We start from the raw sequence: 12,089 nt of genomic DNA, 5'->3' as shown, positions 1-12,089 counted from the left end.
GCAGGTCCGGCCGGCCGGGGCGTACCGGCCGGTACGGGAGGGGCGAACCACATCGACACAGGGCGCACGGACCGAGCCGGTCCGCTTCCTCCCGCACCGCCGCGGGGGAAGCGGACCGGTTCGTTTCGCATCCCTTCACTTCCGTGCGCTTGCCTTCGGGTGGTGTCCGGTTGTATTCGTACAACGATCAATCGGCACGTGCCTCTGGCAGTGACCGAGAACGGACCGCCAATTTCCGTTTTGACTCGCTCCTTTGGCGGCTGATCAGTAGCCTCAGCTCGAACACCGGCCCGCCGACTACGCGTAGGAGACTGCGATGGAACGACCCTCCTGGGCACCCCAGGGAATCGACATCTCGGTGCCGAGCGTGTCCCGCATCTACGACTACTACCTCGGAGGATCACACAACTTCGAGGTCGACCGGGAAGCGGCCCGGCAGGCCATGCAGTTCATTCCCGCCATCCCCAAAGTGGCCCAGGCGAATCGTGCCTTCATGCGCCGGGCGATCGAACTGGCCGTCGCCGAGGGCGTCACCCAGTTCCTCGACATCGGCTCCGGCATCCCCACCTTCGGCAATGTCCACGAGATCGCCCAGAGGGCCGATCCCGCGGCCCGGGTCGTCTACGTGGATCACGACCCGGTGGCCGTCGCGCACAGTCAGGCGGTACTGGCCGATAACGCGCAGGCGGATGTCGTCGGTGCGGATCTTCGCCGCCCCCGTGAGATCCTCGCCTCCGAAGCCGTGGGGAGATTGCTCGATCTCGACCGGCCGGTGGCGCTGCTCCTCGTCTCCGTGCTCCACTTCGTGCAGGACGCCGACGCCCCGCACACCGCCGTCGCGGAGCTGCGGGACGCACTCGCTCCCGGCAGCCTGCTGACCCTCACTCATGGATCGTACGAAGGGATGCAGATCCCCGCGGAACGCGCGGAAGGCACCGTCGGTGTCTACAAGAACACACGCAACCCACTGATCATGCGCTCTCGCGACGAGATCGCGCGGTTCTTCGAGGGATACGACATGGTGGAACCGGGGCTCGTGCCATTGCCGTCGTGGCGGCCCGAAACCGATCCGAAGGAGGCGGACCCGTCATTGTTCGGTGGGTTCGTCGGGGTGGGACGCAAGGCGTGAGCGCGGAGCCGGACGGGCCGGAGGACAGAGCGCGCAGGTTCGCCACCATCTGGAGCCGCACCATCTACCCGGTGACGGCCACCTCGCGCACCCGCGTCGAGTTCGAGGGGGAACTGCTGCCCCTCGCCCGGCGTTTGCGGGACGGGCTGCTGGCCCGCACCTTCGACGCGGGCGAGGGCAAGGCGGTCGGCGCGGCCCTGGTCGACGCCCACTGCACCGACCCCGAGGTGCTCAGCCGCACCCTGGACGTGGTCGAGGCGTACCTGGTGCTGTACTGCGGCGGCGACGGCCCGCAGGAGGAGCTCCAGGCGCGGTCCGCGCGGCTCCAGCACGCGGCGGCGGCCGGTTTCGCCCTGGCGCTGCGCGAGCGCACCCTGAGTGAGCAGGAAGCCATCTCGCGGGCCGCGCTCGCCGCCCGCGCCGCGGTCGCCGAGGCCCTGCACGACAGCGAGGCCCGGTTCCGGGCGGTGTTCGAAGGTGCCGCGATAGGTATCTGCATCGCGGACCTGGACGGCATGGTCCTGGAGGTCAACGACGCGCTGGTGCGGATGTTCGGCAGCGGTGAACGGCAGCTGCGCGGACGCCCCCTGACGGAGTGGACGCACCCCGACGACCCGCCGCAGGTCTGGCAGCTCTACACCGAGCTGATCCGCGGCGACCGTGAGCACTACCGGGTGGAGAAGGCGTTCCACCGCCCCGACGGCACGGCCCTGTGGACCAATCTCACCGTCTCCCTGCTGCGGGACGCCGACGGCCAGCCGCAGTACCAGCTCGCGCTGATGGAGGACACCACCGAGCGCCGGCTGCTCAACCTCCGGTTGCGCTACGAGGCCACGCACGACGCCCTCACCGGACTGCCCAACCGCACCCTCTTCTTCGAACGGCTGGAGAAGGCCCTGTCGGCGGGCGAGGGCCAGCGCTTCGGGCTCTGCTATCTCGACCTCGACGGCTTCAAGATCATCAACGACAGCCTCGGGCACGCGGCCGGTGACCGGCTGCTGGTGGAGGTCGCCGACCGGCTCCAGGCATGCGCCACCGCGCCCGGCGAGATGGTGGCCCGGCTCGGCGGCGACGAGTTCGTGGCCCTCACCACCGGCCCCGACACCCAGGCCGAGGTCGACGAACTCGCGGGCCGTATCCTCGGCGCCCTGTCCACGCCGATCCTCGTCGACGGCCGGGAGCTGTCCGTACGCGGCAGCATCGGCATCGTGGAGGGGCCCGCCGGGGAACGCGGCCCCGCCGAGGTGCTGCGCAGCGCCGACATCACCATGTACCGGGCCAAGTCGGCGGGCGGCAACCGTTACGAGATGGCCGACGAGGAGGCCGACGCCCGTGCCATCACCCGCCACGGGCTGACCACCGCACTGCCCGCCGCCCTGGAGCGCGGCGAGTTCTTCATCGAGTACCAGCCGCTGGTGCACCTCGGCGACGGCAGCGTCAGCGGCGCGGAGGCGCTGGTCCGCTGGTCCCACCCGCAGCACGGCGTACTGGGACCCGACCGCTTCATCCAGCTCGCCGAACGCACCGGGCTCATCGTGCCGCTCGGCCGCTGGGTGCTGGAGGAGTCCGTGCGCCAGGCGTGCCGGTGGCAGGAGCGCAACGCCGGTGACACGACGGTCCCGCTGCGGATCAACGTCAATCTCTCCCCGTGCCAGCTGACCCACCCCGGTCTGGTGTCCGACACCGTGGAGATCCTGGAGCGCGCCGGGCTCGCGCCGGCCGCCCTCTGCCTGGAGGTCACGGAGTCCGCGCTGATCGGCGCCGACGACGATCTGCTCAAGCCGCTGCGGCGGCTCGCCGAGATGGGCGTCGACATCGCCCTGGACGACTTCGGCACCGGCTACTCCAACCTCGCCAACCTCCGGCGGCTGCCCGTCAGCGTCCTCAAGCTCGACCGTTCCTTCACCCAGGGCATGCAGCAGTTCCCGGCGGACCCCGTCGACCTGAAGATCGTCGAGGGCATCGTCTCCCTGGCCCACAGCCTCGATCTGGCGGTCACCGTCGAAGGCGTCGAGACGGGCGTCCAGGCCGAGCAGCTGCGGGAACTCGGCTGCGACACGGCCCAGGGCTGGTACTATGCCCGGCCGGGACCGCCGGACCGGCTCCACGATCTGGCGCTCGCGGACGCCACGAGCTGACGGCCGAGGACGCCACGAGCTGACGGCCGCGCCCGGCACCCCGCCGGGCCGCTTCACGCTCGCGCTCGCCGCACGCTCCGGGCCGTGTCCGACGCTTCGCGCCATGTCCGATGCCGCGCGCCGACCGGCGGGAATCGCCGGACCGGTGGGAGCATTCGGCCTCACGGGAGCAGTGGGCTTCAGGGGAGCCGTCGGACGGGCGGGATTCGTCAGACGCGGCCCAGCAGCATCCGCTGGAGCTCACGGGCCGCCCGGGGCGGGGCGACATCGCTGCGGTGGGCGAGCGCGATCACCCGGTGCAGCCCCGGCCGGGCCAGCGGGGTGACCCGCAGGTCCAGGCCCGCGCGGGTCGCGACCATCCGGGGCACCACGGCGATACCGAGCCCCGCGCGGACGAAACCGAGCACGGCGTCCAGCTCACCGCCCTCGACCGCGAAGTCCGGCTCGAACCCCTCCGCACGGCACGCGGCGACCGTGAGTTCCCGCAGGTCGTAGCCGTGCCGGAACATCACCAGGGGCTCGCCCGCCAGCTCGGCGACACTGACCGTGCCGTCCCGCCCGGGGGCCGGGCCGTCCGGCGACGAGACCACGACCAGATCCTCCCGCAGCACCTCGACCGTGGTCAGCGCCGGGGACGGCGACGGCAGCGGGAGCACCACGAGGGCGAGGTCGAGCGCGCCGCGCGCCAGCTCGCGCACCAGGTCATGGGACCCGCTCTCCTCGATATGGAGCCGGATGCCCGGATAGTGGTCGTGGAAGGCGCGCAGCACATCGGGCAGCAGTCCGGTGCACAGGCTCGGGGTGGCGCCCAGCCGGACCCGGCCCCGCCGCAGCTGCGCCAGCTCCTGCACCTCCTGACGTGCGGTGTCGGCGTCGGCGAGGATGCGGCGGGCCAGCGGGAGCAGCGCCTCACCGGCGTCGGTGAGGGTGATGTTGCCCCGGGCCCGCTGGAACAGATCGGCGCCCAGCTCCCGCTCCAGGGCGCGGATCTGCTGGGACAGCGAGGGCTGGGCGACATGCGCCAGCTCGGCGGCCCGGGTGAAGTGCCGGGTCTCGGCGACGGTGACGAAGTAGTGGAGCTGCTGCAACTGCATGGGCCCAGTGTAGAGCGACGATAGGTGATGACTATCGAAATGAGCTGCTCCATGTCTTGGACCGATCAGGGGTCCCGGGTTTAACGTTCCGTGACATGGCTCTGGCAACACGGACGGGCCGACGGCCGTCCATGACGCGCACGATCTGGGACTCGACCGTCGGCAAGAAGACCGTGATGGCCGTGAGCGGTCTGATCATGCTGGGCTATCTGGTGGCCCATATGGTCGGCAATCTGAAGATCTTCTTCGGTACGACTTCCTTCAACGAGTACGCGCACTGGCTGCGGACCCTCGGCGAGCCGATCCTGCACTACGAGTGGGCGCTGTGGATCGTACGGATCGTGCTGCTCGCCGCCGTCGTCGCGCACGCGGTCTGCGCCTACCAGCTCAGCCGCCTCGACCTCAGGGCCCGGCCCAGCAAGTACGTCCACAAGAAGCCGCGCGCCAGCTACGCCACCCGGACCATGCGCTGGGGCGGGGTCATCCTGCTCCTCTTCATCGTCTGGCACATCCTCGACCTGACCACCGGCCACGCCCACCCCGGCGGATTCGAGCAGGGCCGCCCGTACCAGAACGTCGTGGACACCTTCTCCACCTGGTACGGCAACGTCATCTATCTCGCGGCCGTGCTCGCCCTCGGGATGCATGTCCGGCACGGGTTCTGGAGCGCCGCGCAGACCCTCGGCGCGGGCAGCAGGGCCCGGGACCGCTTCCTGAAGACCACCGCGAACGCCCTCGCGCTGCTGCTGACCGCGGGCTTCGCCGCCGTACCCGTCGGTGTCATGACCGGATTGGTGAGCTGAACCATGGCCACGCACGACCACACCCACCCCACCGCGCCCACCGACTACACCGCCTACACGACCGGCGAACCCGTCACCGACGGCAAGGCGCCCGGGGGCCCCATAGCCGAACGCTGGGACACCCGCAGGTTCGAGGCGAAACTGGTCAACCCCGCCAACCGGCGCAAACACACCGTGATCGTCGTCGGCACCGGACTCGCGGGCGGCTCGGCGGGCGCCACCCTCGCCGAACAGGGCTACCACGTCGTCCAGTTCTGCTACCAGGACTCCCCGCGCCGCGCCCACTCCATCGCCGCGCAGGGCGGCATCAACGCCGCCAAGAACTACCGCAACGACGGTGACTCGATCCACCGCCTCTTCTACGACACCGTCAAGGGCGGCGACTTCCGCGCCCGCGAGTCGAACGTGCACCGGCTCGCCCAGGTCTCCGTCGAGATCATCGACCAGTGCGTCGCCCAGGGCGTGCCCTTCGCCCGTGAGTACGGCGGCCTCCTCGACACCCGCTCCTTCGGCGGCGTCCAGGTCTCCCGCACCTTCTACGCCCGCGGCCAGACAGGACAGCAGCTCCTCATCGGCGCCTACCAGGCGATGTCCCGGCAGATCGCCGCCGGGAACATCGAACTGCACGCCCGCACCGAGATGCTCGACCTGATCGTCGTCGACGGCCGCGCCCGCGGCATCGTCGCCCGCGATCTGGTCACCGGGCGGATCGACACCTACTTCGCCGACGCCGTCGTCCTCGCCTCCGGCGGCTACGGCAATGTCTTCTATCTCTCCACCAACGCGATGAACTCCAACGCCACGGCCGTCTGGCGGGCCCACCGCCGGGGCGCGTACTTCGCGAACCCGTGCTTCACCCAGATCCACCCCACCTGCATCCCCCGCACCGGCGACCACCAGTCCAAGCTCACCCTGATGAGCGAGTCGCTGCGCAACGACGGCCGTATCTGGGTCCCCAAGGCCAAGGGCGACACCCGCCCCGCCGCCGAGATCCCCGAGGACGAGCGCGACTACTACCTGGAGCGCGTCTACCCGTCCTTCGGCAACCTCGTCCCCCGCGACATCGCCTCCCGCGCCGCCAAGAACGTCTGCGACGAGGGCCGCGGGGTCGGCCCCGGCGGCCAGGGCGTCTACCTCGACTTCGCCGACGCCATCCAGCGGATGGGCCGCGACAAGGTCGAGGAGAAGTACGGCAACCTCTTCGACATGTACGCGCGGATCACCGCGGAGAACCCGTACGAGACACCCATGCGGATCTACCCGGCCGTCCACTACACGATGGGCGGACTCTGGGTCGACTACGACCTCCAGACCACCGTCCCCGGACTCTTCGCGATCGGCGAGGCCAACTTCTCCGACCACGGCGCCAACCGGCTCGGCGCCTCCGCGCTGATGCAGGGACTCGCCGACGGCTACTTCGTCCTGCCGTCCACCATCAACGACTACCTCGCCCGCCACCCCCACAGCGCGGCCGACAGCCTCACCCCCGACCACCCGGCCGTCCAGGAGGCGCTCGCGGAGACCGAGGACCGGCTGAACCTGCTCCTCGCCGTCGACGGCGACCGCACCCCCGACTCCTTCCACCGCGAACTCGGCGAACTCATGTGGGAGTTCTGCGGCATGGCCCGCGACGCCACCGGACTGCGCAAGGCCCTCGAACGCATCCCGCAGATCCGCGAGGAGTTCTGGCGCCGGATCAAGGTCCCCGGCACCGGCGAGGAGTTCAACCAGTCGCTGGAGAAGGCCAACCGCGTCGTCGACTACCTCGAACTCGCCGAGCTGATGTGCCTCGACGCCCTGCACCGCGAGGAGTCCTGCGGCGGCCACTTCCGGGAGGAGTCCCAGACCCCCGACGGCGAGGCCGAACGCGACGACGAACGCTTCTCGTACGCCGCGGCCTGGGAGTTCACCACCACCGGCGCCGCGCCCACCCTGCACAAGGAAGACCTCGTCTTCGCCTACGTCCACCCCACCCAGCGGAGCTACGCATGAGGCTCACCCTGCGCGTCTGGCGCCAGAAGAACACCGGGGCCGAAGGCGCCATGTCCACCTACGAGGTGGACGGGATCTCCGCCGACATGTCGTTCCTGGAGATGCTCGACACCCTCAACGAGGAACTCATCCTCGCGGGCGACGACCCCGTCGCCTTCGACCACGACTGCCGCGAGGGCATCTGCGGCGCGTGCAGCCTCGTCATCAACGGCGACGCCCACGGACCCGAGCGGACCACCACCTGCCAGCTCCATATGCGGTCCTTCCAGGACGGCGACACCATCGACATCGAACCCTGGCGGGCAGCCGCGTTCCCCGTGGTCAAGGACCTGGTCGTGGACCGCTCCGCGTTCGACCGGATCATCCAGGCCGGCGGCTACATCAGCGTCCCCACCGGCGCCGCGCCCGAGGCCCACGCGACCCCCGTCCCGAAGCCCGACGCCGACTTCGCCTTCGAGCACGCCGAGTGCATCGGCTGCGGCGCGTGCGTCGCCGCCTGCCCCAACGGCGCGGCGATGCTGTTCACCTCGGCCAAGGTCAACCATCTCGGTGTGCTCCCGCAGGGCGCGCCCGAACGGGAGACCCGGGTCCTCGACATGGTCGCCCAGATGGACTCGGAGGGCTTCGGCGGCTGCACCCTGGCCGGTGAGTGCGCGACCGCGTGCCCCAAGGGCATCCCCCTGGTGTCGATCACCAGCATGAACCGCGAGTGGCTGCGCGCCACCCGCAAGTCCGGCAAGCGCTGAGCGTTCGCCCCCCGAGGACCGTTCGCCCCCTACGCGAACGGACGGGGCCGGGAGTGGTGCTCATCCCCGGCCCCGTCAGCCTCGACCCCGAACACCCGCCGAGCCGCAGGATGTCGACCCGCCGCCGCGCCGAGCCCGCCGCGCGTCAGCGCTCCCCGAGGGCCCGCGCGAGATACGGGCCGGTACGGCTGCCCGCCGCCCGCGCCACCTCGCCCGGCGCTCCCGCCGCGACGATCCGCCCGCCCTCGGCTCCGCCGCCCGGACCCAGATCGATCACCCAGTCGGCGTCCGCCACCACCGTCATGTCGTGCTCGACGACCACCACCGAATGCCCCGCGCCGACGAGCGACCGCAACTGCCGCATCAGCACCTCCACATCTGCGGGGTGCAACCCGGTCGTCGGCTCGTCCAGCAGATACAGGGTGTGCCCGCGCCGCACCCGCTGGAGCTCCGAGGCGAGCTTGATGCGCTGCGCCTCGCCCCCCGACAGCTCCGTCGCGGGCTGCCCGAGCCGCAGATAGCCGAGGCCCACGTCGAGCAGCGTCGTGAGACTGCGCAGCACGGGCGGGGTGTCCGCGAAGAACGCGGCGGCCGACTCCACCGTGAGGTCCAGCACCTCGGCGATGTTCCGCCCCCGGTACCGCACCCCGAGGGTGCCCGGGTTGTAGCGGGCGCCGCCGCAGTCGGGGCAGGGCGCGTACGTACTCGGCAGGAACAGCAGCTCCACCGAGACGAACCCCTCGCCCTGGCAGGTCTCGCACCTCCCGCCCGGCACGTTGAAGGAGAACCGCCCGACCCCGTAACCGAGCCTGCCCGCCTCCTCCGTCCCCGCGAACACCTTGCGTACCGTGTCGAACAGGCCGGTGTACGTCGCCAGGTTGGAGCGCGGAGTACGGCCGATCGGTTTCTGATCGACACTCACGAGCCGTCCCACACCGCCGAGTTCGTCGGTGATCGCGCCGATGAACGTCGACTTCCCCGACCCCGACACCCCGGTGACCGCCGTGAACGCCCCCACCGGCACCCGCGCCACCGCCCCGCGCAGATTGTGCCGGGTGACCGGACCGACCTCGACCCACCCCCGTGCCCCGGGCACCAGGACGGACCCCCGCTCCCGCGTCCCGGAACCGCCCGCACCGAACAGGAAACGGCCGGTCGCCGAGTCCGGGACCGACGCCAGCTCCGCGACCGGCCCGCTGTGCAGCACCCGGCCCCCGTGCTCGCCCGCGCCCGGACCCACCTCCACCAGCCAGTCCGCGTGCCGGACCACATCCAGATGGTGCTCCACCACGAACACCGAGTTCCCCGCCGCCTTCAGCCGGTCGAGCACCCCGAGCAGCGCCTCCGTGTCCGCGGGATGCAGCCCGGCCGACGGCTCGTCCAGCACGTACACCACCCCGAACAGACCCGACCGCAACTGCGTCGCCAGCCGCAGCCGCTGGAGCTCCCCCGGGGACAGGGACGGCGCGGCCCGGTCGGTGCTCAGATAGCCCAGACCCAGCTCCACGACGGGCGCGATGCGAGCCAGCAGATCATCGGTCAGGACCCGCGCGGTCGGTGAGTCGTCGCGGTGCGCGGCCAGGACCGGCGCCAGCTCGGTGAGGGCGAGCGCCGCCAGCTCCGCGACGGTACGCCCCGCGAACGTCACCGCCAGCGACTCGGCCCGCAGCCGCCCGCCCCGGCACACCGGACAGGGCGCGCTCTCCAGGAAGCGTTCCGCCTTCGCCCGCAGGGTGGCGCTCCTGGAGTCCGCGAACGTCTTCAGCACATAGCGCCGGGCACTCATGTACGTCCCCTGGTACGGACGTTGGATACGGTCCGCGTCCCGTACCGGATGCACCGTCACCACGGGCTGCTCGTCCGTGAACAGGATCCAGTCCCGCTCCCGCGCGGGCAGCTCCCGCCACGGACGGTCGACGTCATGGCCGAGCGCGTCCAGGACGTCCCGCAGGTTCTTGCCCTGCCAGGCGCCCGGCCAGCCGGCGATCGCGCCCTCCCGGATCGACAGCGAGCCGTCCGGGACGAGCAGTTCCTCGGTGGTGCGGTGGACCCGGCCCAGCCCATGGCACTCGGGGCAGGCCCCGGCGGCCGTGTTCGGGGAGAAGGCGTCCGAGTCGAGCCGGGCGGCACCCGGCGGATAGGTCCCCGCGCGGGACAGCAGCATCCGCAGCGAGTTCGACAGGGTCGTCACCGTGCCCACCGACGACCGGGCGGTCGGGGTGGAACGCCGCTGCTGGAGCGAGACGGCCGGCGGCAGCCCCGTGATCTCCGTGACCCGCGGCGCCCCGACCTGATGGATCAGCCGCCGCGCGTACGGCGCGACCGATTCGAAGTACCGGCGCTGGGCCTCCGCGTAGACCGTCCCGAACGCCAGCGACGACTTGCCCGACCCCGACACCCCGGTGAACACCACCAGCACCTCGCGCGGGATGTCCACGTCCACCCCGCGCAGATTGTGCTCACCGGCGCCCCGGACACGGACATACGGATCGTGGGGGTGGGACATCGCGGTATCTCCGTACGAGGTGGGACAAGGCAGGACAGGGGTCGGCCCCACGATGCTAGGCGGTGCCCAGTCCCGCCAGCCGGGCCAGCTCCCGGTAGGAGTCCAGCATCGCCACACGGTCGTAGCCGCTCGTCGTCACCAGCACCTCCTGCGCGCCACTGCGCACGACCAGCGACTCCAGCTCCGCCGCGACCCGCTCCGGGGTCCCGTGGAGCCGGCCCGCGAGAGCCGCGTCATGGAATCCGCGCTCCCGCGCGGTCATCGTCCGGGCTTCGATCCGCTCCACGGGCGCCAGCGGCGGAAAGCTCCCATGGGTGCGCGAGTACGCCATCGCCCACGCCTCCGGGACCAGCAGCCGCCGCGCCTCGCGCTCCGTGGCGGCGACGGCCACCGCACCCGAGATGACGACGTACGGCTCGGGCGACCACACCGACGGACGGAACGCGGCCCGGTACCGCTCCACGCCCCGGAGCATCCGCTCGGCGTCCCGCAGATCACCGATCACCAGGGGCAGTCCCGCGGCGGCGGCGATATCGGCGCCCTCACCCATGGCGAGGACGAACGGCGGCACCCGCAGCCCCTCGGCCGGCCGGGCCCGTACCCCGGTGGGGGAGGTGCCCGCGAACCAGCCGAGGAGCTCGGCGAGCTGTCCGGCGAAATCGTCCGACCCGGCCGCGTCCTTGTCCCGGCCGAGTGCCTTGCGCACCCCGTCGGTGAAGCCGACCGAACGGCCGAGGCCCATGTCGATCCGGCCGGGGAAGAGGGACTCCAGCACCCCGAACTGCTCCGCGACGACCAGCGGCTGATGGTTGGGGAGCATCACCCCACCGGTCCCCACCCGGATGGTCGCCGTCGCGGCGGCGACGGCCGCGGCGAGCACGGTCGGCGCGGACCCCGCGACCCCGGGCACCCCGTGGTGCTCGGACACCCAGAAGCGGTGGTAGCCGAGCCGCTCGGCCTCCCGCGCGAACGCGACCGTGTCGCGCAACGCCTGCGGAGCGTCCTCCCCCTCGCGGATGCGCGAGCGGTCGAGGACGGAGAATCGGGTGGACGCCAGTACGGAACTCACACCCTGTTCAACGCACCGGCGGCCTCATGATTCCCACCGGGCCCGGCCGGTCCCCGCGCGTCCCGCGGCCCCCGCCCCGCGCTCGCCGCGCCACCGGACGCCGGGCCCTACGGTGGGGGGATGCGGGAACACAGCAGGCCTCTGGCCGTCTTCGACCTCGATGGAACCCTCGCGGACACCGCCCACCGGGCACACTTCCTGGAGAGCCGTCCCCGGGACTGGTCCGCCTTCTTCGCCGCGGCCCCCGACGATCCGCCGCTCGCGGAGGGCGTGGCACTGGCCCGTGAGAGCGCCGACGAGTGCGAGGTGCTGTATCTCACGGGCCGTCCCGAGCGGTGCAGACGGGACACCGTGGACTGGCTCGCCGCGCAGGGACTCCCCGACGGCCGGTTGCTGATGCGCCGCAACGACGACCGCCGCCCGGCGCGGCGCACCAAGCTGGAGGCACTGGAGCGGCTGAGGCGCACCCGGGACATCCGGGTGTTCGTGGACGACGACGAACTCGTGTGCGACGCCGCGCGGCGCGCGGGCATCCGGGTGGTGCGGGCGGGCTGGGCGGTGACCCCGGCGGCACTGCGTGACGCGCAGGGGCGGACGGGACGCACCTGACCG

9 protein-coding genes are annotated in these 12,089 nt (G+C 71.6%); 6 read left to right on the top strand and 3 right to left on the bottom strand.

Annotation, left to right across the window (positions count from 1 at the left end; translation table 11 throughout):
* Positions 1 to 316 precede the first annotated feature (316 nt).
* Together OG711_RS04575 and OG711_RS04570 are read left to right on the top strand one after the other, a co-directional pair.
* Positions 317 to 1,129 (top strand): SAM-dependent methyltransferase, encoded by an 813-nt coding sequence (locus OG711_RS04575; RefSeq protein ID WP_329558469.1) that lies wholly within the window; start codon positions 317 to 319, stop codon positions 1,127 to 1,129.
* The gene (locus OG711_RS04570; protein WP_073786679.1) at positions 1,126 to 3,267 is read left to right on the top strand and encodes a putative bifunctional diguanylate cyclase/phosphodiesterase; all 2,142 of its coding nucleotides are present in this window, start codon (positions 1,126 to 1,128) and stop codon (positions 3,265 to 3,267) included. The genes OG711_RS04575 and OG711_RS04570 overlap by 4 nt, the downstream gene beginning before the upstream one ends.
* 209 nt (positions 3,268 to 3,476) lie before the next feature.
* Here OG711_RS04570 and OG711_RS04565 read toward each other — a convergent pair whose 3' ends face one another.
* Entirely contained in the window at positions 3,477 to 4,361 is an 885-nt protein-coding gene (locus OG711_RS04565; RefSeq protein WP_329558468.1) for a LysR family transcriptional regulator, read from the bottom strand.
* 95 nt (positions 4,362 to 4,456) lie between these two features.
* On the opposite strand from OG711_RS04565, the gene OG711_RS04560 reads away from it, so the two are divergent.
* Genes OG711_RS04560 through OG711_RS04550 form a run of 3 tightly spaced genes read left to right on the top strand, consistent with a single transcriptional unit; the run spans position 4,457 to position 7,902 of the window.
* Positions 4,457 to 5,164: a succinate dehydrogenase gene (locus tag OG711_RS04560; protein WP_329558467.1), complete on the top strand. Its 708-nt coding sequence runs from the start codon at positions 4,457 to 4,459 to the stop codon at positions 5,162 to 5,164.
* A 3-nt stretch (positions 5,165 to 5,167) separates the two neighbouring features.
* Positions 5,168 to 7,156 (top strand): fumarate reductase/succinate dehydrogenase flavoprotein subunit, encoded by a 1,989-nt coding sequence (locus OG711_RS04555; RefSeq protein ID WP_329558466.1) that lies wholly within the window; start codon positions 5,168 to 5,170, stop codon positions 7,154 to 7,156.
* Positions 7,153 to 7,902, top strand: a complete 750-nt coding sequence (locus OG711_RS04550) for a succinate dehydrogenase/fumarate reductase iron-sulfur subunit (RefSeq protein ID WP_073786671.1) — start codon at positions 7,153 to 7,155, stop codon at positions 7,900 to 7,902. Before OG711_RS04555 ends, OG711_RS04550 begins: the two co-directional genes overlap by 4 nt.
* Before the next feature lie 145 nt (positions 7,903 to 8,047).
* Here OG711_RS04550 and OG711_RS04545 read toward each other — a convergent pair whose 3' ends face one another.
* Together OG711_RS04545 and OG711_RS04540 are read right to left on the bottom strand one after the other, a co-directional pair.
* On the bottom strand, positions 8,048 to 10,408 hold the full coding sequence (locus tag OG711_RS04545) for an excinuclease ABC subunit UvrA (protein ID WP_329558465.1): 2,361 nt from the start codon (positions 10,406 to 10,408) through the stop codon (positions 8,048 to 8,050).
* Positions 10,409 to 10,463: 55 nt separating this feature from the next.
* On the bottom strand, positions 10,464 to 11,477 hold the full coding sequence (locus OG711_RS04540) for an LLM class flavin-dependent oxidoreductase (RefSeq protein ID WP_073786667.1): 1,014 nt from the start codon (positions 11,475 to 11,477) through the stop codon (positions 10,464 to 10,466).
* Positions 11,478 to 11,597: 120 nt separating this feature from the next.
* Here OG711_RS04540 and OG711_RS04535 point away from each other — a divergent pair, with 120 nt between their 5' ends.
* Entirely contained in the window at positions 11,598 to 12,086 is a 489-nt protein-coding gene (locus OG711_RS04535; RefSeq protein ID WP_329558464.1) for a phosphatase domain-containing protein, read from the top strand.
* The last annotated feature ends 3 nt before the right edge of the window (positions 12,087 to 12,089 follow it).

It is taken from the genome of Streptomyces uncialis (genome assembly GCF_036250755.1).
Taxonomy (GTDB): Bacteria; Actinomycetota; Actinomycetes; order Streptomycetales; family Streptomycetaceae; genus Streptomyces; species Streptomyces uncialis.
This window is presented reverse-complemented; position numbering and strand designations above follow the sequence as displayed.